This window comes from Spirillospora sp. NPDC047418, from assembly GCF_040643275.1.
Lineage (GTDB): Bacteria > Actinomycetota > Actinomycetes > Streptosporangiales > Streptosporangiaceae > Spirillospora.
Window position 1 is genome coordinate 37,645 of the sequence record NZ_JBEYTW010000046.1, and the last position, 26,904, is coordinate 64,548.

At 69.4% G+C, this 26,904-nt stretch carries 26 protein-coding genes and 1 pseudogene; 4 read left to right on the forward strand and 23 right to left on the reverse strand.

Annotated elements, in window-relative coordinates:
- Window positions 1-76 precede the first annotated feature (76 nt).
- The 16 genes from ABZ806_RS26065 to ABZ806_RS26140 form a co-directional block, all read right to left on the reverse strand.
- Window positions 77-352 (reverse strand): hypothetical protein, encoded by a 276-nt coding sequence (locus ABZ806_RS26065; protein ID WP_500220001.1) that lies wholly within the window; start codon window positions 350-352, stop codon window positions 77-79.
- A 272-nt stretch (window positions 353-624) separates the two neighbouring features.
- Window positions 625-1,089 (reverse strand): hypothetical protein, encoded by a 465-nt coding sequence (locus ABZ806_RS26070; protein WP_500220002.1) that lies wholly within the window; start codon window positions 1,087-1,089, stop codon window positions 625-627.
- A 930-nt stretch (window positions 1,090-2,019) separates the two neighbouring features.
- Window positions 2,020-3,396 carry a dihydropyrimidinase gene (gene hydA / locus ABZ806_RS26075; protein WP_500220003.1) on the reverse strand — a complete coding sequence of 459 codons (1,377 nt, stop codon included), beginning with the start codon at window positions 3,394-3,396 and terminating at the stop codon, window positions 2,020-2,022.
- Entirely contained in the window at window positions 3,393-3,782 is a 390-nt protein-coding gene (locus ABZ806_RS26080; RefSeq protein ID WP_500220004.1) for an allophanate hydrolase-related protein, read from the reverse strand. The genes hydA and ABZ806_RS26080 overlap by 4 nt, the downstream gene beginning before the upstream one ends.
- Window positions 3,783-3,802: 20 nt before the next feature.
- The gene (locus tag ABZ806_RS26085; RefSeq protein WP_500220005.1) at window positions 3,803-4,591 is read right to left on the reverse strand and encodes an ATP-binding cassette domain-containing protein; all 789 of its coding nucleotides are present in this window, start codon (window positions 4,589-4,591) and stop codon (window positions 3,803-3,805) included.
- Window positions 4,588-5,454 carry an ABC transporter ATP-binding protein gene (locus tag ABZ806_RS26090; protein WP_500220006.1) on the reverse strand — a complete coding sequence of 289 codons (867 nt, stop codon included), beginning with the start codon at window positions 5,452-5,454 and terminating at the stop codon, window positions 4,588-4,590. The genes ABZ806_RS26085 and ABZ806_RS26090 overlap by 4 nt, the downstream gene beginning before the upstream one ends.
- Window positions 5,451-6,368, reverse strand: a complete 918-nt coding sequence (locus ABZ806_RS26095; protein WP_500220007.1) for an ABC transporter permease — start codon at window positions 6,366-6,368, stop codon at window positions 5,451-5,453. Before ABZ806_RS26095 ends, ABZ806_RS26090 begins: the two co-directional genes overlap by 4 nt.
- Window positions 6,365-7,441 carry an ABC transporter permease gene (locus tag ABZ806_RS26100; RefSeq protein ID WP_500220008.1) on the reverse strand — a complete coding sequence of 359 codons (1,077 nt, stop codon included), beginning with the start codon at window positions 7,439-7,441 and terminating at the stop codon, window positions 6,365-6,367. The genes ABZ806_RS26095 and ABZ806_RS26100 overlap by 4 nt, the downstream gene beginning before the upstream one ends.
- A gap of 101 nt (window positions 7,442-7,542) precedes the next feature.
- Window positions 7,543-9,174, reverse strand: coding sequence for an ABC transporter substrate-binding protein (locus ABZ806_RS26105; RefSeq protein WP_500220009.1), 1,632 nt, complete (start codon window positions 9,172-9,174; stop codon window positions 7,543-7,545).
- A 40-nt stretch (window positions 9,175-9,214) separates the two neighbouring features.
- The gene (locus ABZ806_RS26110; protein WP_500220010.1) at window positions 9,215-10,999 is read right to left on the reverse strand and encodes a hydantoinase B/oxoprolinase family protein; all 1,785 of its coding nucleotides are present in this window, start codon (window positions 10,997-10,999) and stop codon (window positions 9,215-9,217) included.
- Window positions 11,000-11,019: 20 nt separating this feature from the next.
- Window positions 11,020-13,071, reverse strand: a complete 2,052-nt coding sequence (locus ABZ806_RS26115) for a hydantoinase/oxoprolinase family protein (RefSeq protein WP_500220011.1) — start codon at window positions 13,069-13,071, stop codon at window positions 11,020-11,022.
- Window positions 13,068-14,378: a metal-dependent hydrolase family protein gene (locus tag ABZ806_RS26120; RefSeq protein WP_500220012.1), complete on the reverse strand. Its 1,311-nt coding sequence runs from the start codon at window positions 14,376-14,378 to the stop codon at window positions 13,068-13,070. Before ABZ806_RS26120 ends, ABZ806_RS26115 begins: the two co-directional genes overlap by 4 nt.
- 14 nt (window positions 14,379-14,392) lie before the next feature.
- A complete protein-coding gene (locus ABZ806_RS26125) occupies window positions 14,393-15,571 on the reverse strand; it encodes an NAD(P)/FAD-dependent oxidoreductase (RefSeq protein WP_500220013.1) in 1,179 nt (392 codons plus the stop codon).
- Window positions 15,568-16,998 (reverse strand): FAD-dependent oxidoreductase, encoded by a 1,431-nt coding sequence (locus ABZ806_RS26130; RefSeq protein ID WP_500220014.1) that lies wholly within the window; start codon window positions 16,996-16,998, stop codon window positions 15,568-15,570. The genes ABZ806_RS26125 and ABZ806_RS26130 overlap by 4 nt, the downstream gene beginning before the upstream one ends.
- Window positions 16,995-17,252: a (2Fe-2S)-binding protein gene (locus tag ABZ806_RS26135; protein ID WP_500220015.1), complete on the reverse strand. Its 258-nt coding sequence runs from the start codon at window positions 17,250-17,252 to the stop codon at window positions 16,995-16,997. Before ABZ806_RS26135 ends, ABZ806_RS26130 begins: the two co-directional genes overlap by 4 nt.
- A complete protein-coding gene (locus ABZ806_RS26140) occupies window positions 17,249-18,214 on the reverse strand; it encodes a dihydrodipicolinate synthase family protein (protein ID WP_500220016.1) in 966 nt (321 codons plus the stop codon). Before ABZ806_RS26140 ends, ABZ806_RS26135 begins: the two co-directional genes overlap by 4 nt.
- Window positions 18,215-18,387: 173 nt before the next feature.
- Between ABZ806_RS26140 and ABZ806_RS26145 the strand changes: the two genes are divergently transcribed.
- Window positions 18,388-19,461 carry a LacI family DNA-binding transcriptional regulator gene (locus ABZ806_RS26145; protein ID WP_500220017.1) on the forward strand — a complete coding sequence of 358 codons (1,074 nt, stop codon included), beginning with the start codon at window positions 18,388-18,390 and terminating at the stop codon, window positions 19,459-19,461.
- A 282-nt stretch (window positions 19,462-19,743) separates the two neighbouring features.
- Here the strand turns inward: ABZ806_RS26145 and ABZ806_RS26150 are convergent, their stop codons facing one another.
- A complete protein-coding gene (locus tag ABZ806_RS26150; protein ID WP_500220029.1) occupies window positions 19,744-20,124 on the reverse strand; it encodes a hypothetical protein in 381 nt (126 codons plus the stop codon).
- A 38-nt stretch (window positions 20,125-20,162) separates the two neighbouring features.
- Here ABZ806_RS26150 and ABZ806_RS26155 point away from each other — a divergent pair.
- Window positions 20,163-20,486 (forward strand): annotated as a pseudogene (locus ABZ806_RS26155) (ISKra4 family transposase); the annotation flags it as partial.
- Window positions 20,487-20,510: 24 nt separating this feature from the next.
- Here ABZ806_RS26155 and ABZ806_RS26160 read toward each other — a convergent pair.
- Window positions 20,511-21,257 carry a DUF6891 domain-containing protein gene (locus ABZ806_RS26160; RefSeq protein ID WP_500220018.1) on the reverse strand — a complete coding sequence of 249 codons (747 nt, stop codon included), beginning with the start codon at window positions 21,255-21,257 and terminating at the stop codon, window positions 20,511-20,513.
- A 429-nt stretch (window positions 21,258-21,686) separates the two neighbouring features.
- On the opposite strand from ABZ806_RS26160, the gene ABZ806_RS26165 reads away from it, so the two are divergent.
- Window positions 21,687-22,217, forward strand: coding sequence for a hypothetical protein (locus tag ABZ806_RS26165; protein WP_500220019.1), 531 nt, complete (start codon window positions 21,687-21,689; stop codon window positions 22,215-22,217).
- 75 nt (window positions 22,218-22,292) lie between these two features.
- Here the strand turns inward: ABZ806_RS26165 and ABZ806_RS26170 are convergent, their stop codons facing one another.
- The 4 genes from ABZ806_RS26170 to ABZ806_RS26185 form a co-directional block, all read right to left on the reverse strand.
- Window positions 22,293-22,715: a transposase gene (locus ABZ806_RS26170; RefSeq protein WP_500220020.1), complete on the reverse strand. Its 423-nt coding sequence runs from the start codon at window positions 22,713-22,715 to the stop codon at window positions 22,293-22,295.
- 48 nt (window positions 22,716-22,763) lie between these two features.
- On the reverse strand, window positions 22,764-23,093 hold the full coding sequence (locus tag ABZ806_RS26175; protein ID WP_500220026.1) for a helix-turn-helix domain-containing protein: 330 nt from the start codon (window positions 23,091-23,093) through the stop codon (window positions 22,764-22,766).
- Window positions 23,072-23,698, reverse strand: a complete 627-nt coding sequence (locus ABZ806_RS26180; RefSeq protein ID WP_500220021.1) for an SMI1/KNR4 family protein — start codon at window positions 23,696-23,698, stop codon at window positions 23,072-23,074. Before ABZ806_RS26180 ends, ABZ806_RS26175 begins: the two co-directional genes overlap by 22 nt.
- A 301-nt stretch (window positions 23,699-23,999) precedes the next feature.
- The gene (locus ABZ806_RS26185; RefSeq protein WP_500220022.1) at window positions 24,000-24,722 is read right to left on the reverse strand and encodes a hypothetical protein; all 723 of its coding nucleotides are present in this window, start codon (window positions 24,720-24,722) and stop codon (window positions 24,000-24,002) included.
- A 678-nt stretch (window positions 24,723-25,400) separates the two neighbouring features.
- Between ABZ806_RS26185 and ABZ806_RS26190 the strand changes: the two genes are divergently transcribed.
- A complete protein-coding gene (locus ABZ806_RS26190; protein ID WP_500220023.1) occupies window positions 25,401-25,937 on the forward strand; it encodes a hypothetical protein in 537 nt (178 codons plus the stop codon).
- 159 nt (window positions 25,938-26,096) lie between these two features.
- On the opposite strand, the gene ABZ806_RS26195 is transcribed toward ABZ806_RS26190, so the two are convergent.
- Window positions 26,097-26,609: a hypothetical protein gene (locus ABZ806_RS26195; protein WP_500220024.1), complete on the reverse strand. Its 513-nt coding sequence runs from the start codon at window positions 26,607-26,609 to the stop codon at window positions 26,097-26,099.
- Window positions 26,610-26,904: the final 295 nt, after the last annotated feature.

The following is a 26,904-nucleotide window of genomic DNA, read 5'->3' on the forward strand; positions in this document are numbered from 1 at the left end:
GCGCCCAGGCTCCCGGGCGCCGTCGGGTCATCGAACGACTAATTAGGTCTGGAGCAAGCTGCGTGCCGACCCGCGATCAGCTCCCGGTGCCAGCGCAGCACACTGTGTCCAGCCGCACGAGCAGCCGCATACGGCGCAGTACACCACGAGGCAACCGGTGCAGCAGCGCCGCCAGCGGCAATCGATCCGGACCGGCGAACCGCACCCTCGCCCCGCCCAGCCGGCGCTCCAGCACCGTGATCTGATGCCGCAGCACCAAGATCTCGGCGTCCTTCTCCCGATCGGTCATCGCAAGCAGACGCAGCACCGCGAACGCGTTCGCCACGGTCAAGTAAGCCAGTCGCAACAGCACAACCGCCCATCATCCCGAGGCGAGGGCACTGTCGTGGCCCCGTCCGCGACAGTTCCCAGCCCTACACCGCTACCCGCCGCACACTAGGGCTCTCACCCGCACGGACGTACTTTCAGCAACCACAACCACCCTGAGCATCCAGAGCCACCTCGCAATGCCAAGGCGCACTGAACGCGCATCTTGTGGCAAGCGCAGCGATCCCGGGAGGCGGTGTGGGGTGGAAGCGGCTGGAGCGATTCCACCCCACACCACAGGCTCCAGCTCAACTAACGTTATTCTGGCGCGGTCGCCCCTCTCTCCCTTTTCATCTCTTCTTCACGTAGCCATTTTGGCTTGACGCGTTCGGGCTGCCCAAACCTTGCACGCTTTTGAGCCACAAGAAATGTGATCACACCAGCGACCCACAATGCAACTCCTAGCCAATTGAGCAAGTAACCAAACCGGTCAGCGACTTTGATCAATAGGGCACCAATTGCCCACAAGCCGAAAGCTGAGCCGACCAAAAATTGCACAAGGATGGTCGAGCGCTCAAACTTCGATCCTTGGCTGCCAAAATAAGCTTCTACCATGCCGACCCTTCGGCGATCGAAGAATGCATCCAAGAAGGTATGAGTGCGCCACTTCTTCGTTATGCAAGCATGCAGCATAAACCCTAGAAGAGAAAGGGCAGCCAGGGCAATGACTATTACCCACCCCAAAGGCTCGTCTTCGCTCGGAAAGATACTCGCTTCGATCACAATCCACCCTTTCAACTCTACGCCATGTTCCCCTAGCGCCTGGGGGCCTCCGGCAAGTCAAGCAGGGCGCCCTCCAAGCCCATGCCTGGTCAACATTATTCCTAGCAGCCGCAGTGGACATGACGCTAACGCCAACTGCCACCCGGTCAACTCCCGCACGCGGGTACATCCCCGGTCCAAGGGTCTTCAGATCCGCTCCGCGATTGCCCACCGACACCTCGATGTGCTCGACTATCGAAAGTTCCTACTGCACTTTGCTGAAAACTCCGTCCGTACAGGTCGGGCGAGGCCGCCGCCGAGCAAGCCACCGATTACCAACAGCCCATGGCGGCTCGTTGTCGGTTCGGCGGTTCTGAAACGAATCGGCATGCAGTGACATTGGACGGCAGAGAAATCGGGCGGGACGCGGGCGATTCGACATGCAATGACACTGCCGAACCTGTTCCGACACGACAATTTCGGACTTTTAATCCGCAGGGTGTCTAACTGTTGGGATCCGACCGCCCGCATCCGGGTTCATCCAGGTGAGAGGCGGCCTTATCCGGCAGTCCACTCCATCGACACGAACCAAGGGCGACTGACGCTGCAGCGGCCTCCGCCGCCGCATATGATCTTGTTCGTCGTTGAGCGCCTCCGACCTTGCGGGGAGCCGCAGGGGGAGCCAATTGGGGAGCCACCGTAGGTGGACTCCCCCGGACCCAACGCGACTCCCCTACGGCGTTTTCGCAGGTGAGAGGATCCCCGATCGACTCCCCTCGACCTTGATCGACTGGTCTTCTGTGCCTGGGGGTCAAGGGGTCGTGGGTTCAAATCCCGCCGTCCCGACAAGAAGTACCAGCTCAGAGGCCGTTTCTCCATCACGGAGGACCGGCCTCTTGATCGTTTGTTAGCCGTTCGTTGGCGAACCCGACCGCCTCCAGCGTCGCTGCGCTAAGCCGTGACCGGGGCGGCCTTGAGGTGGCGGCCACGGGGCGCGGGGTCCACAAGGACGCCATCGTCGACAACGACTCGGCCGCCAACCAGGACTGTTCTCGGGCGGCCCGTGATGGTCATGCCCTCGTACGGCGTGTAGTCGGTGGCCATGTGCAGGTCGCCTGTGGTGACCTGCCATTCGGCGGTCGGGTCCCAGATGGCGACGTCCGCGTCCGCGCCTGGCAGGAGGGTGCCCTTGCGGGGGTAGAGGCCGTTCGTGCGTGCGGGGTTCGCGGCGGTGAGCTCGACGAAGCGCGTCACCGGCAGTCCGCGGCGGACGACGTACTCCGAGAAGATCACCGGGAGTCGGGTCTCGACTCCGGGCAGGCCGTTGGGCATAGCGCGGACGTCTCCGCTGCGCGACTCCTTCTGTGCCGTGTCGTAGCAGCAGTGGTCGCTGCCGATGGTGGTGACCTCGCCGGTGAACAGGTGGCGTCCGAGAGCCTGCACCTGGTCGGCGGGACGCAGCGGTGGGCAGCACACGAAACGTTCGGGACGCTCACCCCCGTAGGCGGAGTCGTCCAGGACGAGGTGGTGCGCGACGGCCTCGCTGTAGGCGCGGACACCGCGGCGGCGGGCGGCGGCGACGAGTTCGACGGCCTCGGCGGTGGACTGGTGCACGAAGTAGACGGGCGCGTCCACCGACTCGGCGATCGCGAGGATCTCCGCGACCGAGGCGGTCTCGGCGAGGCCCGGGCGGGTGTCGGCCATGTGGGACGCGCCGATCCGGCCCGCGTCGGCGCAGCGCTGCTGGGCGTCGCCGATGATGTGGTCGGCTTCGCAGTGGATGACGACCATGCCGCCGAGCGCGGCGAGGGTCTTCATGGTCCGCAGGACGGTGTCCTCGTCAGCCATGGTCTCGCCGCGGTAGGTGGTGAACATCTTGACCGTGGCGATCCCGTCCCCGACGAGCGAGGCGAGCTGATCGGGAACCGTGTCGTCCCACTCGACGACGCAGGCGTGCAGTGCGCTGTCGCACAGTCCCTCGCCGGCTTTGGCGCGCTGGGCATAGGCGACGTCGGCCGGGTTCTCGCCGGGGCGCGGGATCGCGAAGTCCACGATCGTGGTGGTGCCGCCGTGCACGGCGGCGGTGGTGCACTGGCGGTAATCGTCCAGTGAGGTGAAGTCGCCGGAGGTGAAGCCGACGTGGCAGTGCGGGTCGACGCCGCCGGGCATGACGAGGTGCCCGGTCGCGTCGATGACGGACGCGGCGGTGGGCGCCGTCCCCGGGGCGGCGAGCGCGGTGACGCGGCCGCCGGTGATGACGACGTCGGCGAGGCCCGACCAGCCCGCCTCGACCAGGGTGCCGCCCCGGACCACCACGTCGGCTGTCACCGGGACACCGCCGCCAGGTGGGCGCGCCAGCCGCCGGCGTCGCTGATGTCCACGACTCCGGGCAGGTCCAGGGACTCGGCGCGCATATGCATGCACAGCGTCCCGGAGCCGTCGGCGAGCTCGATCACGCCGAGCTCCAGTTCGGGCGGCTCTCCGGGCAGCAGGTGTTCGCGCAGGATCTCGTAGGTGACGGCGTACAGTTCGCCGGGCACCACGCGGCCGCCGGACGACACCGGGTGGAGTCCGGGGAACTCGTCGCGCACCGAGTAGAACCGGTAGCGGGGCGCGGTCTCGGCCGGTCCGAGGAACTCGGCGCCCTCCAGCGCCGCGTTCAGCGAGCCGCCGGACATGGCCTGTCCGTTGACGAACATCCGCAGGGTTTCCATGGGGCCTTCCTGGTCGTGGGTCATGGGGTGGTCTGGCGGGCCCGTTCGGCGGCCGGGTCCGGGACGGGCACGGCGTCCAGCAGCGAGCGGGTGTAGGGATGCCGGGGGCGGCGGTAGATCTCCTCGCGGGTGCCGATCTCCACCAGCACGCCTTGGTCCAGCACCGCGACGCGGTCGCACAGGTAGTGCACGACGGCGAGATCGTGGGCGATGAAGAGGATCGACAGACCGAGTCGCTCCCTCAGGTCCCGGAAGAGGTTGAGCACCTGCGCCTGGACGGAGACGTCGAGCGAGGAGACGACCTCATCGCAGATCAGCACCTTGGGCTCGACCGCGAGAGCACGGGCGATCGCGATGCGCTGGCGCTGGCCGCCGGAGAAGCCGCGGGGATGCCGGCCGGCGTCGGCGGCGGACAGCCCGACGGTCTCCAGCAGCTCGGCCGCCCGTGCGGCGCGGGCTCGGCGGTCCGGCTCCAGCCCGTGGACGAGCAGTCCCTCCTCGACCAGTTCCCCGGCGGTCATCCGCGGATTGAGCGAGGAGTACGGGTCCTGGAAGACCATCTGGATGTCCCGGCGGAGCGTTCGCAGGTCCCGCCGGGACGCGCTGAGCAGGTCGCGGTCACCGAGCATGACCCGGCCGGAGTCCGGCCGGGTCAGCCGGGCGACGCAGCGGGCCACCGTCGACTTGCCGGAACCCGACTCGCCGACGAGTCCGAGCACCTCGCCGGGAGCGAGATCGAACGATACGTCCTTCACCACGGGACGGCCGCCGAAGCTCTTCACCAGATTCCGCACGCTCAGGGCGGTCATCGGCTGCCTCCTTCCAGGGCGCCGGCCACCGGGACGTCCGCATCAAGGGCGTCGTCCACGGTCGTCAGCCGGCGGGACGGGTCGTCGTCGATGCGCGGCACCGAGGCCAGCAGCCCGCGCGTGTAGGGGTGCTTCGGCTCGGCGTAGATGGCGTCGACCTGGCCCTCCTCGACGGGCGCGCCATGCCGCATGACCACGACGCGGTCGGCGAAGCCCGCCACGATCCCGAGGTCGTGGGTGATGAGCAGCACGGACATGGAGCGTTCGTCGGCCAGTTCCCGCAGCAGGGTCAGGACCTGGGCCTGTACCCGCACGTCGAGTGCGGTCGTCGGTTCGTCGGCGATGAGCAGCGCGGGCTCGGCGATCACCGCGATGGCGATGACGACGCGCTGGCGCATGCCGCCGGAGAACTGGTGCGGGTAGTCGTCGAAGCGGCGGCCGGCGTCGCGGACGCCGAGCCGCTCGAGCAGGTCGATGCCGCGCCGCCGGGCCTCCTTCTTGCGGACGCCACGGATGACGAGCGGCTGCATGATCTGCCAGCCGATCGTCATCACCGGGTTGAGGGAGGCGAGGGGGTCCTGGAAGACCAGCCCGATCCGGGCGCCTCGGATATCGCGCATCGCACGTTCGGGCAGGGTGAGCAGGTCGGTGCCGTCCAGCGTGACACGGCCGCCGAGGTCGGCGTCGCGGTCCAGGCGCAGGACGGCCCGCGCGGTGACCGACTTCCCGGAACCGGACTCGCCGACCAGCGCGACCTTCTCCCCTGCCGCGATGTCCAGGTTCACCCCGCGCAGGATCTCCACGGGGCCGTCCGGTCCGGGGAAGCCCGCGCGCAGGTCCCGCACCTCCAGCAGCGGCTTCATGATTGCCTCCCGCGCAGTGTCGGATCGTTGCGGACGCGGAGCCAGTCGCCCACGAGGTTGAACGAGACCGCGGTCAGCATGATCGCGAGGCCGGGGAAGACGACGGCCCACCAGCCGTTGGTGAGGTTCCCGGCCGCTCCGGCGATCATCGCGCCCCATTCGGCGGACGGAACCTGGGCACCGACCCCGACGAACGACAAGCCGGAGATGACGAGCATGACCGCCGACACGTCCAGCGTCGTCTGCACGTAGAGGGTGTCGAGGGAGTTGGGCAGGACGTGCCGGAACACGAGCCGCGGTGTGGAGACGCCGAGCGTGCGGGCCGCCTCGACGTATTCGGCGTCCCGCACGTCGCGCACCAGGGTGCGGACGAGGCGGGCGTATCCGGGCCACCACGTGAGGCAGAGCGCGATCACCGCGGACTGCAGGCCGGGGCCGAGCGCGGCGGCCAGCCCGAGCGCCAGGATGATCGCCGGCAGCGACAGGCCGATGTCGCAGATCCGCATGAGGATCTCGTCCACGATTCGCCCGCCGAGCGCGGCCAGCGTGCCGATCAGGGTGCCGATCAGCGTGGCGACGGCGATCACGACCACCGTCGCCAGCAGCGACACCCGCGCGCCGTACAGGACGCGGCTGAAGACGTCGCGGCCGTTGGCGTCGGTGCCGAACCAGTGCGCGCCCGAGGGGCCGCGGAGCGCTTGCCCGAGGTCGACCGCATAGGGGTCGTGCGGCGCGAGCAGCGGGCCGATGAACGCGGTGAGGACCATCACCGCCGCGACCGTCAGCGCGACCCGGTCCACGATGGACGTGCGTCCCGTCCGTGAAGGCCGCGTGCGGCGCAGGATGGACCCGCCGCGTCCCCCTCCGGGGGCATCCGGTCCCTGTTTCGTCATGGAGACAACGGCTGTCTTCACAGGGCCGCTCCTTCCATGGCGCCCTTCTCCAGCGGCTCCCCTGCGGTGACGGCCGCCGGACGTGCGCGCGCCGGTTGCCGCAGGCGCGGGTTGAGCCAGAGCTGGACGAGGTCGACGACGATGTTGGCCAGCACGAAGACCACTCCGATCACGAGCACGCTGCCGATCACCGCGTACAGGTCGTTCTGCAGGACGGCGTTGACCGCGTAGGCGCCGATTCCTCTGCGTCCGAACACCGACTCGACCAGCACGGTGGAGCCGAGCATCCAGCCGAGCTGCATGCCGAGGATGGTGCTGACCGGCACGAGCGCGTTGCGCAGGCCGTGCCGGATCACCACCCGGCGCTCGGATGCCCCGGTCGCGCGGGCGAGCGTGATGTAGTCCGAGTCCAGCACGCTGATCATGGAGGAGCGGACGGTGCGGGCGACGACCGCGATGAACGCGGCGGCCAGCGTGACGGCGGGCAGCAGCAGGTGTGCCACCGCGTCGCCGAACGCGGCCATGTCTCCGCTCAGCAGCGCGTCCAGCGAGGTCATGCCGGTGAGCTCGGGCACCTCGCGGCCGAAGCCGAGTTGCCCGGTCAGGGGCAGCATGCCGAGCCGGTCCGCGAACACGAGCTGGAGCATCAGCCCCAGCCAGAAGACCGGTACTCCGGCGCCGAAGAGCACGATGAGCCGGGCCGCGACGTCGGTGGCGCGGCCCCGGCGGTAGGCGGCGTACACGCCGAGCGGCACCGCGATCACCACGTTGATGAGCATCGCGGCGAGGACGAGCTCGATCGATGACGGCAGCGCCTCGGCGATGTCGTCCAGGACCGGGCGCTGGGTGAACACCGATGTGCCGAGGTCGCCCTGCAGGAGGTTCCCGAGATATCGGGGGAACTGCTCCCAGATCGGCTGGTCGAGCCCGAGCCGCGCGGACACCGCGGCGACCTGCTCGGCGGTGGCGTTGCGGCCGGCCGCCGCCCGCGCGGGGTCGCCGGGCAGCACCTGGGACATCAGGAACGTGACGACGCCCAGGCCGAACAGCACGACGACGCTGGTGATGAGCCGTCTCAGCAGAAATCGCGTCATGCCGTGCCTCCCCTCGCTGGAGATCTCATGGATGGTGTGCGCCGGGCCCCGCGAGCCTCCCCGGTGGGAACGGGGGCCCGGCGCGGTTCAGGACGGGCCGGTCAGCCGACCTTGATGCCGTAGACGTCGACGGTCTGGTGGTGCGACGGCTGGTAGGCGTAGCCGCTGATGCCCTTGCGCAGGACGGTCACGGTCCGCGGGTTGGACATGTTGACCGACGGGACGTCGGCGGCGATGAGTTGCTGCGCCTCCTTGTAGAGGCCGCAGCGCTCGGTCTCGTCGGTGACGGCCTGGGCCTTCTCGACCAGCGAGTCGACCTTGGCGTTGTCGTAGCCGCCGGTGTTCTGCCCGTTGTTGATGAACTTGGAGTCGAAGAGCTGGTAGAGGATCGAGTCCGGGTCGGGGTTGGGCGGGAAGGCGTAGATCATGGCCAGGTCGGGCGTGGTCTTGTTGCTCTTCAGCCGCTGCACGTGCTCGGGGTAGGTGATCGCTTCGAGCTTCAGCTTGACCCCGATCTTGGCCAGGTCGGACTGGAGCAGCGTGGCGGCCTGCTCCATCTCGGCCGTCGCCTTGAGGTAGGTCATCGTGAGGGTGGCGCCGGAGAGCCCCGCGGACTTCAGCGACTCCTGGGCCTTGGCGACGTCGTAGGTCGGCTGCGGGACGGAGGCGTCGGAGCAGGCCATGGTGGACGGCAGCACGCCCACCGCCTTCTTGCCCGCGCCCTTGAGGATCGAGTTGAGGTGCTGGTCGTACTGGTAGGAGGAGGCGATCGCCTCGCGCAGCGACTTGTTCGACACCGGCGAGTCCTTCATTTTGAAGAACACGTAGAGCTGGACGTTGGTGTCGGCCTTGTCGACCTTGTAGTCGCCGTTGCCCTCGAAGGACTTCCAGTCGTTGGGGTCGATGTCCATGGCGATGTCGATGTCACCGGCCAGCAGCGAACTCTTCTGCGTCGCGGCCTGCGGCAGGTACCGGAAGACCACGTCCTCGGCCTGACCGGAGAAGCCGCCCCAGTACTTGGCGTACTGGGTGAACTTCGCCTCCTGGTTGGCGGTGTAGCCGGTCAGCTTGTAGGGCCCGGAGCCGGCGTCGGCGGTGGCGAGCCACTTCTGACCTTCATCGTCGCCCTTGTGCGACTCGACCAGCTTGGAGTTGAGCAGGTAGACGCGGGTCAGCGCCGGGATCATCGGCGCGTAGGCGCGGCTCAGCTTGATCGTCAGGTGGGTGTCGTCGACGACCTTGGTGGAGTCGTAAGGGGTCAGCAGCGACGCCACCCCCACCTTCAGCTTCTTGATCCGGTCGAGGCTGTACTGGACGTCGGTGGCGGTGAGCTTGGCGCCGTCGTGGAAGGTGACGTCGCCGCGCAGGGTCATGTCGATGGAGCGGCCGTCCTCGGAGACCTTCCATTCGGTGGCGACGCTCGGAACGATCTTGCTGTCCGCGTCGTACTTGACGAGGGTGTCGTACACGGGCCGGGCCACTTCGTCGACCGTGGAGTTGTCGGCCTGGGCCGGGTCGAACGTCGCGGGCGGCTCGTTCTCGGCGATGATCAGGGTCTGGGTGCGGGCGGTGGAGCCGCCGGCGGAACCGCCGCACGCGGCCGCGGCGAGGGCCCCGGCCGCGAGCACGGCCGTCAGCCGCAGCCCGGCGGCGCGCCCGCGGGTGCGGAGCCCGCCGGGGAACCACCTGTTCCTCGGCGCCGTTTCACCGGCCGCAAGAGATGTGTGGAGCACGGGTCGTCTCCCCTTCGTGGACGTGTCCGGTCGGACGGTGTCAGGTGTCGTGCCGATCGGCGGGGGGCTGCGTCCGGCGCCGTTCGGCGCGGGCCGGGGTCTCGTGGTGGGAGCCGTCGGGGGCGACGATCAGTCCGTACTCGCGCTCGGCGGCCTCGACGGTGACGTAGCCGTCCATGACATCGGCGACGACGGCCGCGGCATCGCGGTCGAGCGGGTCGCCGTAGCCGCCTCCGCCGGCCGTGCGGTTGACGAAGCGGTCGTCGGCCCGCATCGTGGCGCGGTACATGCCGACCCGCTTCTCACGGTCGGTTCCAGGCCACAGCGTCATGCCGCTGGGTTCGGGTTCGAGGCCGCCGTTCAGCGCCCACGGTCGGGTCTTGCTCTTCTTCTTCATCGACAGCACCTCGCCCTCGGCGAGGTAGCGGACCTCCCGCAGGACGCCGACGCCGCCCCGGTACCGGCCGGCGCCTCCGGAGTCGGGGATCAGCTCCAGCCGCTCGTGGAAGATCGTCGACTTGTGCTCCAGCACCTCGATCGGGGTGTTGCGGACGACGCTCTGGGACGGGTGCTGCTGCGCGTTGGCGCCGTCGCGGTCCCGGCCCGCACCCCAGCCGATGCCCTCGTTGTTGCTGATGACGAAGTCCTCGCCGGTTCGAGGGTCGTGCCCGAGGGCCATGAAGCCCGGCTCGTCGCCTCCCGACGATGCCGGGATGGAGTCGAGGACGCCCGAGAGCGCCTTGTGGATCAGCTCGAAGGCGACGATGCCGCTCCACTGGGTGAACGTCGCGGACGGGTAGACGGCGTGGAAGAAGTTGCCCGGATCCGCCTTGATCGTCAGGGCGCGGTAGTGGCCGGCGTTGGACGGCTCGTCCGGCGTGGTCAGCTCCTTGAAGGTCGACTTGGCCAGGCTCTCGGTGGCGCCGATCGGGAGGTTCACCGGACCGAGGACGGCGCCGTCGGAGCCGTTGAAGTCGACCTCCATCCGGTCGCCGTCGATGGTGACCTTGACCTCCATGCGGATCAGGTCGTCGGTGATCCCGTCGTCGTCGCAGTAGTCGAACGCGGTCCAGGTGCCGTCCGGCAGTGCCGCGACGGCCTTGCGCGCGACCCGCTCGCCGTGCTCGATGATCTGCTTGACGGCCTGGTCCACGACCTCGCCGCCGAACTTGTCCCACACCTGCGCGAGCCGGTTCTCTCCGGTGCGCAGGGCGGCGAGCTGCGCGTGGAAGTCGCCGATGGTCAGGTCCGGCAGCCGCGAGTTGAAGCGGATCAGCTCGACGATGTCGCGGACGACCTCGCCCTGGTGGACGATCCGGGTGCCCGGGAAGATCAGCCCTTCCTGGTGCATGTCGGTGGAGTCGAGGACGTAGCCGGGGGACTTCGCGCCGAGGTCCATCCAGTGGGCGCGGACGGCCAGGTAGGCGGCCGGTTCGTCGCGCCCGTCCCGGAACACCGGGGAGAACAGCATCGCGTCGTAGGAGTGCGCGCCGCTCCAGTACGGGTAGTTGAGCAGGTAGACGTCGCCGGGTGCGAGGTTCTCCTTGCCGACGTACTCGACGCCCTTGACGATCGCGTGGTCGTTCGCGCCGAGGAACGAGGTGATCCCGGCGGCCTCGGCCATCAGTTCCAGGTCGCCGTCGTAGATCGAGATGCCGAAGTCGAGGACTTCGTAGATCACCGGGTTGAACGCGGCCCGCACCAGCGTGCGGCGCATCTGCTCGCCGACGGAGACCAGGTAGTTGCGGATCACCTCGACGGTCGCGCCGTCCAGCGGGGCCGCCCCGTCCGCGTTCGCGGTGCCGCCGGCCGTCGTCGTGCTCATCGGACCATCTCCTGTCTGGGTCACTGGGCCGTCTCCGGGCTGCTCACCAGCAGGTGGCCGTGGACGTCCACGGTGAGCCGCTGGTCACTGAAGATCACCGTGGTGGAGGTGCCCTCCTCGACGATCGCGGGGCCGGGCACGGCGTGCCCGGGCGCGAGGGACGCCCGCTCGTACACGGGGAACGTCACGGTGTCGCCCGTGGCGACGTCGAAGGCCGGGCGGCTCCCGACGGGCTCGGGGGTGCCGGTGCCGCTGCCGGACAGCGTGCGGAGCCCCGGCTTCGGCAGGACACCGACCGCCCGCACCCGCAGCGTGAGGATCTGCCCGCCGTCGGGCATCGCGTGCCCGTACCTGGCGCGGTGCAGCTCGTGGAACCGCTCCAGGATCGCGGCGGCGTCGTCGCCGGGCCGCAGGTCGATGCCGAGCGTGTGCTCCTGGCCGCGGTAGCGGACGTCCAGGCGGCGGACCAGGGTGCGGTCCTCCGGTTTGACGCCCTGGAGCGACAGCACCTCTTCGCCCTGGTTCTCCAGATCGGCGAAGGCCGGTTCCAGTTCGGCGAGGGTGCCGTCGCTGAGCGGCTTGAGCACGGTGGTGGCGAACTCGTACTCCAGGTCCGACATCAGCATCCCGAAGGCCGAGAAGGCCGCCGGCACCTGCGGGACGATGGTCTCGGTGATGCCCATCTCGCGGGCGAGCATCGGGCCGAGCAGCGGCCCCGCGCCGCCGAAGGCCAGCAGCGCGAATTCGCGCGGGTCGAGCGCCCGCTCGACCGTGATCTCGCGAAGCGCGCCGACCGTCCGGGCGAGGAGGACCCGCAGGACGCTCGCGGCGGCCCGGGTCACGTCCACGCCGAGCGGGCCGGCGAGCTTCTCGGCCACGGCGGCGCGTGCCGCGTTCGCGTCGATGCTCATGTCGCCGCCGAGGAACGCCGCCGGGTCGAGGTAGCCGAGCACCAGCGCGACGTCGGTGACGGTCGGCTCGGTGCCGCCGGCCCCGTAGGCGACCGGGCCGGGTACGGCGCCGGCGCTCTGCGGGCCGACCTTGAGGAGTCCGTGGTCCATCCAGGCGATGGAGCCGCCGCCCGCGCCGACCGTGCGGATGTCGAAGATCGGGATGAGCATCGGGAAGCCGTCGATCGCGGCCTCATGCACCTCGCCGGGCGATCCGCCCTCGATCACGCAGCAGTCCACGCTGGTACCGCCGACGTCGAACGAGATCACGTCCCGGCCCAGCTCGCGGGCCAGGAAGGAGGCGCCGACCACGCCGCCCGCCGGACCCGACAGCACCGTCATCAGCGGCGCGCTGCGGGCCAGTTCCGCGGTCATCGCGCCGCCGCCCGACCGCATGATGTGCAGCGGGTGGGCGAGCCCGGCGTCGCCGAGGCGCTCCTCCAGCGCTCCGATGTAGTCGCTGAGGACGGGCCGGATGTAGGCGTCCAGGGTCGCGGTGCTGGTCCGCTCGTACTCCCGGTACTCGCGGCTGATGTCGGTGGACACCGAGATGGACACGTCCGGGTACGCCTCGCGCAGGATCTGCGCCGCGCGCCGCTCGTGCGCCGGCTCGGCGTAGGAGTGCAGGAAGCAGATCGCGACGGAGCGCAGCCCATGCTCCTCGACCAGGACGCGGCCCGCCTCGCGGACGGCGTCCTCGTCGAGCGGCTCCACCTCGGCGCCCTGCGCGTCGATCCGGCCGGGCACCCCCGTCCGGTGCCGGCGCGGCACGAGCGGCGGCGGCGGGGCGTAGGCGAAGTCGTACATGTACTGGCCCGGCACGTTGGCCCGCGCGATCTCCAGCAGGTCGCGGAACCCGGCGTTGGTGATGATCCCGACGTCGGCGCCGCGGCGCTGCAGGATCGCGTTGAGCCCGAGGGTGGTGCCGTGCACGAACGCCTCGACGTCGTCCAGCCGGTCGGCGAGCCCGCCCACGGCGTCCAGGACACCTTGCGCCGGCGCATCCGGGGTGGTCGGGGCCTTGTGCAGCCGCAGCTCGCCGGTCACCTCGTCGTAGGCGATGGCGTCGACGAACGTGCCTCCGATGTCGACCGCGAGGCGGGTGCGGTGCGAGGACGTCACAGGGTGCCTCCGGGGGTGTCGGCGGCGGCCCGGCCGGCCGGCGCGGTGGGAAGGTCGTCGCGGACGACGCGTCCGCCCTGCATGACGAAGGGGATGCGGCGGAGCGCGGACAGGTCCGACAGCGGGTCGCGGTCGGTGACGATCAGGTCGGCGAGCAGGCCTTCCTCGACCGCCCCGGCCTTCCCCTGGAGGCCGACGAGCCGGGCGGCGTCGCTGGTGCCGCCGCGCAAGGCCTGCGCCGGGCTCAACCCGGCCTCGGTGAGGAACTCCATCTCGCGGACGGCGACGACGGTGTCCTCGATGGGCTCGCCCGGCGGGTAGTCGGTGCCGGCGAGCATGGTGATCCCGGGTGCGCCCGGGTCCTGCGGGTCGGCGATGCCCGCCGCGACCGCCCTGCGGATGCTGGCGAGGTGGCCCGGGCCGACCTCCAGGGCGCGCTGGATCTGCCATTCGCTGAACGAGTGCTCGGCCATCCAGTCGGGGCAGCGGGTGACGCACAGGGTGGGGGTGAGGAAGACGCGCCGCTCGGCCATCTCCTTCGCGGTCGCGTCGTCCAGCTCGTAGGCGTGCTCGTAACCGCGGACACCGGCCGCGAGCGCCTCGCGGATCGCCGACCCCGCTCCGGCGTGCGCGGTGACGTAGGTGCCGTGCTCCTCCGCCGCCCGCACCACCGCGCGCATCTCGTCGAGCGTCATCTGGGCGCCGGTGAACGACTCGCCCTCGTGCGCGATGCCGCCGGTGATGAACACCTTGATCAGGTCCGCGCCGGCGGCCAGTTCGGTGCGCGCGGCCGCCAGGAAGCCGTCGTGGCCGTCGGCGTAGGAGCAGGCCGAGCCGTGGCCGTGGCCGCCCGTGGTGGAGACGGCGCGGCCGGCGCCGATGATGCGGGGCGCGTCCACCCACCCCTGCTCGACGCTGGTGCGGATGAGCAGGTCGGCGCGGTTCTGCTCGTGGACGCAGCGGATCGTCGTGACGCCCGCGTGCAGCGCGTCCTGGGCCCGGGACAGCGCCCGCAGCGCGGTCAGGGCCGGGTTCTCGGCCTCGTCGGTGGCGGAGAACGGGTACACGACCGAAAGGTGCGTGTGCACCGAGATCAGGCCGGGCAGCAGATACCGGCCGCCGAGATCGATGCGCTGGGCGCCCGGCTCCGGCGCCTCGGTGGTGATCTTCTCGATCCGGCCCGCCGCGACCGCGACGTTGACGTTCCGGCGGATCGTCCCGCCGAGCACGTCGACGACATGCCCGCCGGTCAGCCAGAGGGTCCCCTCCCGCGGTATCGGCCGCCGTGCGGTGGTCGTTGTAGGCACCGCTGTCTCCTCTCTCATCGGGCCTGCTCAATCGGCGTGGCGGGCTCGGCCGGCTCCATGAGCCGGTCCGGCCCGAGGTCGTGGACGTCGACCGGGGTCGGCTTCCCCTCGACCAGGCAGCGCAGGGTCTCGCCCCACAGCGGGGCGAAGGTGAAGGCGTAGGTGCCGCCGGCGATCAGGAAGCCGGGCGCGCCCGGCACCTCCCCGATCACCGGCATCTCGTCGGGGGTGGCGGCCAGCGGACCCGCCCAGGTCCGCAGCAGCCGGAGGTCCCGCACGAACGGCAGGACGCGGGCGGCCTGGGCGACATTGCCGAGGACGCTGGACAGGCTGACCGGGCTGCGGCCGTCCGGGTCCAGGCGCAGCGCGGGCCAGCCGCCGCCGATCAGCAGGTTCCCCGCCGTGACCTGCTTGACCGACAGGCCCTCGCCGATGTGCTGGACGAGGTGCCGCAGCGTCTCGGGCAGCCGCACGGTCACGTGCATCTGGATGGCGACGGGTGTCATCCGGAGCCCGATCCCCGCCAGCGCGGCGATCTCCCCGAGCCAGGGCCCGGCGACGTCCACCACGTGCGGGGCCTCGACGGTGAGCTCTCCCGTGGTGACCCGCCAGCCCGATCCGGAACGTTCCACGGCGCGGACCGGGCAGAACGGGTACAGCCGGGCCCCGTGCCGCGCCGCCGCCGCCAGGTAGGCGGGGGTGGTCAGCAGCGGGTTGGCGTACCCGTCCAGCGGGCACCACGTGGCGGCGGTGACGGTGGGGCCGAGCTGCGGCAGCGCGGCACGGGCACCGTCGCCGTCCAGGACCTCGGTCTCGATTCCGGCCCGCTCCTCCCAGGCGTGCTTGGCGATCAGCTCGGCACGCTGCTCGGGCGTCTCGGCGATGGTGAACCCGCCGCTGCGGCGCAGTTCCACCGAGGTCTCCAGCTCCGCCTCGACCGAGTTCCACCGGTCGCTCGCGGCGCGCTGCAGAGGCAGGAACCGGGCGCTGTCGAGCGGGATCTCCTGCCCTGGCCGCCGGGTGTGGACGGCCTGAACGTGCAGGTTACCCGCTGTTGTGCCCGATCCCTCCCGGCCCGGAGCCCCTCGCTCAAGGACGATCACCCGGTGCCCGCCCCTGGCGAGATGGAAGGCGGCCGCGCCGCCCAGCACCCCGGCGCCGATCACGACCACGTCTGCGGTCAGCGCGCTCATCCGGCCCCCTCCCCTGCGAGGTCGGCCTGGTCTCCGAGCGCGAGCAGGGTCTCGACGGGAACCGGGCGGACCGGCTGGCGCGCCGGGAAGACCGGGACGCCGCACGGTGCCCCGCCGGGGTCCGAGGCGCCGCGGACGAGGCCGGCGATGGCGAAGCCGCAGAATCGGCCCTGGCAGGGCCCCATGCCGGCGCGCGACCAGGACTTGGTGGCGTTGAGATCGCCACCGGCCCTCTCCACGGCTGCGGAGCGCACGGCGCCGGCGGTGACCGCTTCGCAGCGGCACACGATGGTGTCGTCGTTCAGGGAGCCCACCAGTGCTTCCTGCAACCGGGCCGGGCTCGGGTACAGGGCGTCGCTGAGCGCGGTGAACCGGGTGAGCGCACGTCCCTTGGCGGCGAGCCGGGCGATCTCCCGAGGGCCTGGCGCGGACGAGTTCCTCTCCCGGACGAGGATGTGCGCGGCGGCCATCGACCCGCGCGTGCGAGCCTGGTGGACGCCGCCGATGCCGGCGGCCTCACCGACCACGTACACGCCGGGACGGCTCGTCCGGCCGAAGACGTCGGTGACGGGTTCGGCGTCGCCGGTCACGGCGTCGGAGCTGATCTCGCAGCCGAGCAGGCGGGCCAGGTCCGTCTGCGGCCGGAACCCGTACCCGACGCAGAGTGCATCGACGTCCAGCGTCCGGAGCGGGCGTGCCGGATCATCGGTGGCGGCGAGCGTGACCGACGAGACGCGGTCCTGGCCAGCGGCATGGGTCACCACGCGTCCCTGCCAGAGCGGAACCCGCGCACGGGCCAGACGGGCCGCATATCCCGCGAGTTCGCGGAGGCGAGCCGGGTGCCGCAGCGTCGGCACCGCACGGAGATCGGGCCGGTAGGGATGCCCGGCCTCGGCGATGCCGACCACGTGGGCGCCGGCGTCCAGCAACGAGCAGGCGACGGGCAGCAGGAACGGACCCGACCCGGCCACCAGCACCCGGTCACCGACCGGGGTGCCGTCGGCCGCGGCCAGGTGCTGGGCGAAGCCGGGCGTGGTGACGCCCGGGAGCTGCCAGCCCGGGAACGGATGGGTCCGCTCGTAGGCGCCGGTGGCCACGATCACGTAGCGTCCGCGGAGCCGGATCGGGGTTCCGTCCGCGCCGGTGGCGAGGAGCGTCCGGCCGTCGTCCTCCATCCCCCAGACCAGGTGGCCCGTCCGGCAGTCGACGCCGAGGTTCCGCACGTGCGCGATCAGCCGGCCGCCCTCCGGACGGTGGTCACCGTGCTCGCGCAGTGTGGCGGGCGACGGCCGGCGGTAGTACTGCCCGCCGAGTTCGGGCTGCTCGTCGACCAGCGTCACGGTGAGCCCGGCGGCGGCCAGCCCGGCCGCCGCGGACAGCCCGGCAGGGCCTCCGCCCACGATCAGCACGTCACACGAAACGGTCATCGGCGCGGTCCCGTCTCGACCGTCATGCCGGGCAGCACCCGGGTCAGGCACGCCCGCACGCCCGGCCGCCCGTCGACGGTGACCTCGCACTCGAAGCAGACGCCCATGCCGCAGAACGGCCCGCGCGGCTCACCGCTGACCGGGTTGTCGCGCAGCCGCCAGCGGCGGCCGGCGACGAACACCGCGGTCAGCGAGGTTCCCACGGCGGCGTCCACGGGCTCGCCGTCGATCGTGATCCGGGTGTCGGTGCTCACGGCCGTGCTCCGGCCTCGTCCCGCTCCTCGGCGAGGGCCTTGGTGAGCCCGGATTCCTCCAGGACCGAACCGATCACCTCAAGCGCGTCGCCCGTCACCGGGCGCAGCGGAGGACGGACGTGCCCGCCCGGCTGCCCGAGCAGCGACATGGCGCCCTTGAGCTGCGAGATGGGCGAGCCGTACACGCCGCTGTAGTCAGGGCGGATGAGCCGTCCCGACAACCCGGCGTACTGGTCCACCCACGTGCGTGCCGCGGCACCGTCCCGTCGCGCGACGGCCTCGTAGTACGGGACGGCGAACGGCGCACCGAGCCCGCCACCGTCGATGTTGCCGTCGCCACCGAGCTCCAGCAGAACGGCCAGACCGCGCCGGTGCAGGAAACTGCCGAAGACGCGGACCTGGTCGGCGACCGCCTCGACCGTCGCGAGCATCCGCAGCCAGTCTCCGGTGCTGTCCTTGATCGCGGCGACATGGGGAAGGTCGGCCAGCCGCCGGACGAGGTCCGGGTGGTCGCCGATATCGACGGCGACGCCGCGCGGCCAGTTGTAGACCATGAAGGGCAGATCGGTGGCTGCGCTGACCTCGGCGAAGAATCCGAAGATCTCCTCAGCCCCGGGGTGGACGTACGGCGGCGGAGTGGCCAGCACGCCATCGGCCCCCGTGTCGGCGGCGTGCCTGGCCAGCTCGATCGCCTCGGCCGGGGTGTACGCGGTGACGCCGATGACCACCGGAACCCGGCCGGCCACCTCGGCGACGGCGACCTCGGCCACCCGCCGGCGCTCGGCCGGGCTCTGGCTGAACCACTCCCCCGTGCTGCCGTTGACCAGCACGCCGTGGACGCCCTGCCGCAGATACAGCCGCAACAGCGCACGCCAGGCGTCCTCATCGAGGGCGCCCTCCGCGGTGAAAGGCGTGGGCGCCGCGGGCCAGTAGCCGTGCCATGAGACGTCGTCGCGATCCAAGATCTTTCCCCGAGTCTGTAGAGCGCATCCCGCTGGGATCGGTTGCACAAGGTTGCGGCAGACGCATCCTGGGTGTCAAGAGTCGATTTCAACCTTTTTGAGGCCCTGCCCCTGCCGAGCATCCTGTGGCAAGATGGGCCCGCCATTGGGATCGATTGCAGAACCGGAGCACGATGAGCGTCACCCTGAAGGACGTGGCCGCCGCCGCCGGCGTGTCCCGCAGCACCGCCTCGCGGGCGCTGAGCGGCTCGTCCTTGATCGCCGCCGAGACCCGGGCTCTGGTCGAGGAGGCCGCCCGCCGGCTGGGCTACCGGCCGAACCGTGCCGCCAGTTCGCTGCGGTCCCGGCAGTCGCACCTGATCGGGCTCGTCGTCGGAAATCTGGTGAACGCCTCGTTCCACACCATCGCCGAGGTCGTCCAGCGCCGCGCCGCCGCCGAGGACTACCAGATGATGCTGTACATCACCGACGCGGACCCGCGCCGCGAGGAGACCATCCTCAAGACGCTCGGCGAGCACGGCGTGGACGGCCTGATCCTGATCGGCACGGGGTCGAACGCCGCCGCCTCCAATGCCTTACTGGCGAGCGGCACCGCCGTCGTCAACCTCATCCGCGGCGCCACCGAGAGCGCCGCCCCGACCGTGCTGGCGGCCGACCGCGACGGAGCCCACGAGGCGACCCGGCACCTGCTGGAACTCGGTCACCGGCGCATCGGCTACATCGGCGGCCCCTCGGACACGAACTCCGGCCGGGAGCGGTTCGCGGGATACGAGCAGGCCCTGCGCGAGCACGGCCTGCCCATCGACGAACGCCTGATCGAGCGCGGCCCGTTCGAGCCGGCCTTCGGCTCCAGCGCGACCGACCGGCTGCTGCGCCGCGTCCCGGAGATGACCGCACTGCTGGCGGCCAACCACGAAGCCGTCTTCGGGGTCCTGCCGGCCCTCGCGGCCGCCGGTGTCCGCGTCCCCGACGACCTGTCCCTCATCTGCTACGAGGACATCAGCTGGCTGCGCTGGTGGCACCCTCCCGTCACCGTCGTCGACAACGGTGCCCGAGAACTGGGCGAACTCGCCATGGACCTGCTCCTCCAGCAACTGGAGCGCGACCGCGGCAAAGTGCCCCCCGCCAGAAATGGCCGCACTTACCGCGTAGGCGCCCAGCTGATCCAGCGCGGTTCCTGCGCTCCTCCACGAGACCAGGGTGATGACCTATCAGCCTCCCGGCCGGGACGCGATGGCACTCGATAGGTCGGCTCCACTCCGTCAGAGATGGCCTGTCTTTGGTCGTGAGGGATTCAGGGGGAGCGACAGCATGAGAACGTCCATCAAGGGGGCGCCTGCCCAGCCGGGGCGGAGTCGGGCGACCTTGCGCCAGCCCCAGCGTTCATAGATCGCATAGGCAGGGTTGTCCGGGCGGACCAGCAGCGTCGCACGCTTTTTGAGGTTCCCCCGTAGCACGGGCGCCGGGGCTGTCGAATCGGTGATGGACGATCGGGCTGGAGCCAGCCATGATCTCCGTCCCCTTCCTGTTCAAGTGGCTGCTAGGGCGCGTTCCGCCGCATCGAACCGCTGACGGAATTCCAGATTGATATCCAGGGTCAGTTCGCGAGTGCCGCTGCGCACTGGGCGCAGTTCGCTGAGGACCCGGGTGGAGGTGAGTCCTTCGCCGAGGTCTCCGACGACTCGAAGGGCCTCGGCAACCGCTTCACGCTGATCTCCAGCGGCGCTCAACGCGGCGGCAAGCCGGGCGCGGTAGTAGGCGCGGTCGCGCGGGGAACGTCCGTCATCGTCCAGTACCGCCGGGTAGAGGGGAACGGCGGCGCCAGGACGGTCTAGCGAGGGAAGAGGGGCGAGGTATGGAAACGAGGGATTGTCTAGCCACCGAGACGCGATGTGCAGCAGCGGGCGCACTGGCCCCGTTACTGTGGGAGCGCGGCCTGACCGCCGCACTGCCCGCCGACCGGCGTTCCGGGTTGAAAACCGCCGTCGGCTACCTGACCGGCCACCGCGACTACCTGCGCTACGACCACGCACTGGAACAAGGCTGGCCGATCGCCACCGGCATAGTCGAGGGAACCGCCAGGCACCTGGTCGGCGACCGCCTGGAGATCACCGGAGCCCGGTGGGGACTGGCAGGAGCCGAGGCCATCCTCCGGCTCCGCGCCGTCATCAGCAACGGCGACCTCGGCCGGTACTGGGCCTATCACCTTGACCGCGAACACCACCGCGTTCACCAAGCCCGCCACCGGGACGAGTACGCACTTACAGTTTGATCGACGCAGTCACTGCATTTCGACCTACACCCACGCCGTATTACTGAGCGACGGGAAGGGGAAGCTGCCAGTCAGGCGCACGGTGATGCGCGAGGTGTGTGAGCCGTCCCATTTCGTTCGCAGCCCTTGGGTGTTCAATGCGGCCACGACACGTTCTCCCACCTCGACCATCTCGGCCGGGGCGAGTTCGGAGGCGAACGTGCCGTACGACAGCCACAACTCGCCGTCCGTCACCGCGTTCTCGGTGTCCTGCTGGTGGTAGAACACGAACCCGTCCGGCAGGACTCCATCGGGAACCTCGCCGCCGATCTCCGTAACGCCGCACGTCTGACAGCAGGCGAAGTTCTCCCGGGCCACGATCCCGGCCTCGTTGAGGTGAGCGAACGCCTTCTCCAGCTTGTCGTTGTCGGTGACCTCCGGCCCGCCCTCTTGCTCCTTGTGCCGCGCCTCCCACAGCCGGTCGACTATGCGCTCGATCTCACCTTCCACGAGCTCGAAGTCGACCAGGACCAGGGCTTCCTCCGCCATTTCTGCCAGGTCATCGACGATCTCCTCACGATCACAGAAGCCGAGCCTCACCATGTCGTAGGCCTCCTCCTCGATCACCACCCTGGCGGCGATCAACCCGAGTCCGCCCTCGGGCACGTCCAGGTCAAGGCCCCTGGAATGCTCAACGAGTTCCTCGAACAAGGATTCGATGTCGTCGGCTCCTCTGGCGTAACGGGAACGGGCATGGGCTTCCAGGATGGTGTGAGGATCTGTCTGCTGCACGGTGCCTCTATTTAGCGGGACGGGTCTTGGCATCCCACGTAGATCACACGGCACGGCCGTAACCGGCGAGCAAGAACCGAATGACCTCCTCGACATCAAACAGCCACGACCACAAAAGCCCCGGTCGGAGACTCGCTGAGTTCGAGCTACTCCCATCCCCGACAACACTGGCCCCGGCCACCCGGTGCCGCTCCTGCTGCTACCCCCTGACCACACCGCGCCCTGCGCCCGGTTCACCATGTGCATTGCCGTGGAGTCCTCCACCGCCTCCTCCCCCACCGGCGGCGATCGCAGCGCTCACCGCCCATCTGCGCCACGACCTGCCCGTCCTTCAGCAGCGTCGGCCGCGGGGCGGGCACCTTCACGTCCCGGCCCGCCCTGCCGGCCGGTATAAATGATCATTTATCCCGACCGACTGATGGAGTCCCGATGCTGACCGACTACTTGCGAGACCAGTGCTTCACAACCGCTTGGTTCGGTCTGATGGCCTTCGCGTGGTTCGGATGGGGGCAGGAGAACCCGCCGCGTCCCTGGCGGCTCTGGCTTGGCGCGGGAGCGGTGCTGGGTATCGGGCTCGCCGTGGTGTTTGGGCTGCTGACGGCCGCGAACTGGGATGAGCCGACCGCATTGGAGGGCCGGTACCCCTGGTTCGGCGCCCTGGTCACCACCGAGGTCGTCGCGGCGGGCGCCGGCTGCCTGCACCTGGCCAGGCGTGCGGCGGCGCGGTGGATGGCGTGGTGGGTGGCGGTCGTCGTCGCGGCGCACTTCCTGCCACTGGCGCTGCTGTTGGACGACGCCGGAGTGGCGATCATCGGCGTTGTCCAACTGGTGGCGCTCGGCTCGGTAGTGTCGCGCCTGCGCCGCACTACCGCATCGACCAGCCGATCGACCGGCCCCATCATGGGCGGAACCCTGCTGCTGAGCGCCACGATCAGCGCGGCCATCTCAGCCGCGAACTGATGACCACGCCCGGCGGCGCACACCTCCACTGAGCTTCCCCCCGTTCCACGGACACCCGATCTGAGTTGTCCTTGATCAACTTGGGAAGAAAGTGTCTCGTGCCACCATTGCCGTCCTGTCAACTGATCTCCACTCGCCCAGGCACTGGTTTGCCAGGATGTGGGTGAGGTAGTCCAGGTCGATGGCCAGGAAGTTGGCCATGGAGCGTTTCAGTAGGGACCACACGCTCTCGGCGGGGTTGAGGTCGGGGGCGTGGGCGGGCGGGTGGAACGCCCTCAGCCAGTCGGCGTGGGCGTCGATGAACGCCCGCATCGCGATCGAGTGGTGGATGCCCGGGTTGTCCCAGACCAGCACGATCTTCTCACCGAGCAGCTGCTGGTGGCGGCCTGCAGCAGCACTTTGTACTCGTTCAGGGTGAAGGCGGCGCGTTCGCCTTGGCGGCGGCGGTAGTGGTGCAGCCGGTAGATCAGCCGAGGCCGGTCCCCGGGCCGGTTGCAAACCATCCCGGCGACCGAGACCCGGCCGCCGTGGTCGCCGCAGTCACCCTCACCTGCGGCCGGTGTCCCCGCCTGGACCAGGAGCGTCCTCTGGGCGGCCTGAGCCCTTGACCTGTCTCGTCTTCGAAGCAGATCCAGGCGCCCAGGTCGCCCGCGGTGGTTCCACTTGCGGCCACATCTGCTCTTTCCACACTTGTACGGCATGGTCGTCGCGTTCGATGGCGCGGCGTCCGGGGACCTGCACCGACGAGCCGTTGCGGCGCAGCAGCAGCGACACCCCCGGCAAGGTGTAGTCGATGGCGAACAACTCACGGATCAGCGCGGCCATCCGGCCCAGCGTCCACCGCTGAGCGATTCTTAATCGACCTTCAGGTCCCAGGACAGGACTCCGTCCTCGTTCGGCCGAGCGTCATATCCGCCGATCGTGGCGTGGTTCTCGAGTGCGTCGGCGATGTCGGCGAGCATGGCGGTCACGCTGCCCCATCGGGGTTCGCCGTCGGTGGAAACCTTGTCGAACTCCCGCACGCACCCGTGCCGCGGACCGCACCGAAGATCGACGAACAAATCCGCGCCGCCGCCACTGCTTGCGATGGGCAAGAAGGCGAGGAGCCACATCCCCGCCTCAGTACCTGCAGGGTTGGCCTGTGCTCTGGTGAAGTCCTTCTCCGTGAGCCATCCTCGCTCGAGCATCTGGTCATGCCAGATCTGCCACCACACCTTCCTCCGGTCGAGAGCGTGCTCGATGCGGCAGGGAGCGTAGCCGGGAAGCAAGCCGAAACGCTGGTGTGACCAACTGGACGCGCTTCCGTCCGCGCGCCGCCACCAAGCCACTAGATCCGCAGGCAACTCGGCACCCACGGCTTCTTCGGCCGCAGCGATGTCCGCGTCGGCAGCGGGTGGGCCGATGCGCTTCAAAGTGGCCGGAGCGTGTCGGGCCAGCCAGTCCAAGATTCGGTCCCATGATTCGTCAACGGTCGAAGTCATCGATATATGATCCACTGAGGAAGTGGAGACCTCAACCCGTCACCTCGCGCTGGATGCAATCAGGCGTTGTCACTTCTCACGGGCATTCCTTGGCGTGTACCAGGATGCGCCGCGGTGACATGTTTGACCTCACCAACGCTGCCCGCATCAAGGCGGCTGTCCGCTCGGACCGCTCAATGAGCCGGCCTCGGTCGCGTCACCCTGATCCGGCTCGGCGCACCCTGGCCACCCGAGCGGTCAAGATGGGCTGCCACTTCGAGTCGGCGCAGGCCGGTTAGTCCGGAGATCTCCAGCGGACTGATCAGAGGGAGAGGTCTCCGTGCCGGTAATGCTCGGGATCGGCTGCGGCGATCCGCGCGGCCATCTCTACCTCGGTCTGCGACTCAGGCGGATAATCAGAAGGGTCGAGTGAGAACTGGTAGGAGAGATAGAGGCGATCTCCCGGGCTGTTGGAGGCAACGAACGCGCTCAGGCAGCCGACCCGGAAACGAGGCTCGAGATCGCGGCGCAGGGCCGCGGCTTCGGCGTTGCTATTTGTCGGAGTGGGTGCCATCGGGCTGAGGGAGATCCGGATCGCGCCCCCGCCGGGGCCCTGGTGTTCCGGGTCGGCACCGAGGTCTTCCATAGACGCGTACTGCGTGGACGGCACTGCCCAGTACCAGGCCATCGCCGCTCCCAGCCGCTCGGCAGCCGAGCCGGTTTCGAGGTAGTCGAGGATGCGCTCCATGACCTGCCGCGCACCGACACCTCGCACGAGCGGCTCGACCAACTGGCGGTCGCCGCTGGGACAGTGGTCATGGGTGATGGCATGCATGATCTCTTCCGCATGCTCCCGAACAGCGTCCAGATCGTTCGCGCAGGCCTCGCCGATCTGGAATCGCTTGGCCTCGCAGCGATGATAGGCATCGAAGACGGGATCACCGGACGTCTCGCCCGGCCAGCTCGCACCTGGGCAGAATACGGCAGCCAAGTCATCGAGCAGCGGCTCAAACAGCCCAAGACGCTCAGCGAGTTCCGTCGACAACGCCGCCCCCGTCCCGAGATTCAACGTCAGCCTACGCGCACTGCGATCGCCCGGAAGACATCGACACCGAGCACTGGGTTGACTACAAGACCCGCATATTAAAGGGCTGCCGGCGGGCAGGGTCTTAACAGTGGAACTCAATCTCGCTGAGGTCAGTTGCGGGCGGCGGTGAGGCGGTCTTCAAAGGCGCCAACGACGGGCGGCCGCGAGCGGCCACGGCCTGATCGCATGTAGACAGGGTACGCGGGGGTTCGGGCCGCGGCAGATGTTGATCAAGGGGACGTGTTCACGCGAAGACAGATCCTCCGCGTTGAGCGAGACGAGGTCGAGGCACCAGTCGTTGTTTTCCAATTAGAATGCCACTGCCCGCTGGGTATTCGAAGTCGCATGCACCGGGGAGGGCGTACCCGGGGCGGTTGCAGAGGGGTTTGACGGCATTGTCAACTATTGGGAGGACGTGCAGGTGGCGGGGCGCGTCGGGTCGGCGTGCAGCCTCACTCACGATGGCGATCAGGGCTGTGCCCTGACGTGTTCGGGATGACCGAGGAAAGCGTCATGATCTACCTTGTCGACTACGTCGACGACGGTCGGCTGCCCATCAACGAGCGGAACCGCGACCGAGCCCGGAGCGCTCAGCAATAGGGTCGACCAACACGCGACGCGGCGCAGGAGGCAGACATGTGCGTACACGACCTGGCCGGAAAGGAAGCCGCGATCAAGCAGTTCCTCCGCGAACACCCGACGGCACCAGCACTCGGCCGCCACCACCCGCTGCTGCGAGGGATTGACGACGCGTCATGGTCACAGATCATTGGATGCCCCGCCGCGATCCCAGTCCTGATCCGGGGTCTGCTGGACGCCTCAGCACAGGATGAAGCACTGCGGCTCCTCGGCATCGTGCTGACCGACGACCTCTTCCACCTCAACCCTGCCATGGCTCTCGCGCTGCCCTATCTGATCAAGCTGAGCGCCGACGAAGCCATCCCAGGACGAGCAAAGATCATCGATTTCCTCGTCGTCATAGCGGAGTATGTGCAGCCTGTCGGAGACACCGACCCGAGACTCGCCCTCCTCTTCGGCAGCGACGATGCGCGTCCAGAACGCGCCGAATGCAAAGCGGTGTTCACCGAACACGCCGAGATCCTCCGCCCTCAACTGACGGACCTGCCCTTCGAAAGCCAGGACACGCTACTCGCCGCGATCACAGCCGCCTGAGCAATCGAACCTGTGAACCTTCGGCAGCGCCTGAGACCGGCAGCCTGTTGTATTCGTGTGTCGTGTTCGGGTTGGTGTGCCGCGGGCTTCGTCGTTCGCCGGGTGATCGGCGGCCGGGTAGCGCGGCGGTGGAAGCCAGGACGAGTACTGCTGGGGTAGCTACTCGTCGGCGGGGTGTGCGGGGCGGCGCAGGCCTCGGCCACACAGGTCGGTCTGTTTGAGCACGTGCAGCGGCAGGTAGGGAGCCGACCAGATCTGGAAGAGATAGACCTCTTGTGATCGCGACTCGCTCAAGTCGTATGCGATGTCGCGGCCACGCGCGTGTGCGCGGACCCGGTAGGGGCCTGGCCCGGCCGGAGTGAGCACCGGCAGGTCCGGCGGATCATCCATCAGACAGTGCACCATGAGTGCACCTTCTTCCACCTGCACGCTGGCCTCGGCGACTTCTTCCCAGTCCGCATCGTCCAAGGGCGGCTCGTGGTCGTGGATCTCGATGTGCACCGCGACGTTGCCGCCGGCGATTCCGGTGTGAACGATGACCGCTTCACCGGTGGGAGAGATGAGCTGTCCGGCCTCCTCGGGCACGAAGTCCTGATGCTCCGGCTCCATGAGGAAGAACTGGTGGTAATTGATACGGGTCCACGCCGGACCGTGCCGGGCGATCAAGGTCATCGAGCTGTCCCTTCGCGGGTGCCGGAGTAGCGGGTCCAGTGCCGTCGGCGGCGGTGCGGTGCTTGGTCGCGGCGTTGTGGTGGTAGCCGAGTGCTCGGGGGCAGCCACCGCACTCCTCAAGCACGCACAGCACGTCAGAAATCCGGTTCCGGCCGCCGACGAAGACCCCGCTCGACCGCCCGCCGATACCTCTCCTGCCCGCGATTACGGCTGATGGCCCGGTTGGCCCCCGCGTGCGTGGGAAGGCCCTGGCCGCGCCGCCGCCCGGACCCCGGAGGAGGGACATCCCCGCGCG

Excerpts from the sequence above, each read along its gene's own strand:
- ABZ806_RS26085 (WP_500220005.1), bottom strand. The coding sequence starts at position 4,591 with ATGACCGCCCTGAGCGTGCGGAATCTGGTGAAGAGCTTCGGCGGCCGT.
- ABZ806_RS26130 (WP_500220014.1), bottom strand. The coding sequence starts at position 16,998 with ATGACCGTTTCGTGTGACGTGCTGATCGTGGGCGGAGGCCCTGCCGGG.
- ABZ806_RS26195 (WP_500220024.1), bottom strand. The coding sequence starts at position 26,609 with ATGACCTTGATCGCCCGGCACGGTCCGGCGTGGACCCGTATCAATTAC.
- ABZ806_RS26080 (WP_500220004.1), bottom strand. The coding sequence starts at position 3,782 with ATGGAAACCCTGCGGATGTTCGTCAACGGACAGGCCATGTCCGGCGGC.
- ABZ806_RS26125 (WP_500220013.1), bottom strand. The coding sequence starts at position 15,571 with ATGAGCGCGCTGACCGCAGACGTGGTCGTGATCGGCGCCGGGGTGCTG.
- ABZ806_RS26090 (WP_500220006.1), bottom strand. The coding sequence starts at position 5,454 with ATGAAGCCGCTGCTGGAGGTGCGGGACCTGCGCGCGGGCTTCCCCGGA.
- ABZ806_RS26165 (WP_500220019.1), top strand. The coding sequence starts at position 21,687 with ATGCTGACCGACTACTTGCGAGACCAGTGCTTCACAACCGCTTGGTTC.
- ABZ806_RS26190 (WP_500220023.1), top strand. The coding sequence starts at position 25,401 with ATGTGCGTACACGACCTGGCCGGAAAGGAAGCCGCGATCAAGCAGTTC.
- ABZ806_RS26145 (WP_500220017.1), top strand. The coding sequence starts at position 18,388 with ATGAGCGTCACCCTGAAGGACGTGGCCGCCGCCGCCGGCGTGTCCCGC.
- ABZ806_RS26100 (WP_500220008.1), bottom strand. The coding sequence starts at position 7,441 with ATGACGCGATTTCTGCTGAGACGGCTCATCACCAGCGTCGTCGTGCTG.
- ABZ806_RS26110 (WP_500220010.1), bottom strand. The coding sequence starts at position 10,999 with ATGAGCACGACGACGGCCGGCGGCACCGCGAACGCGGACGGGGCGGCC.
- ABZ806_RS26180 (WP_500220021.1), bottom strand. The coding sequence starts at position 23,698 with ATGACTTCGACCGTTGACGAATCATGGGACCGAATCTTGGACTGGCTG.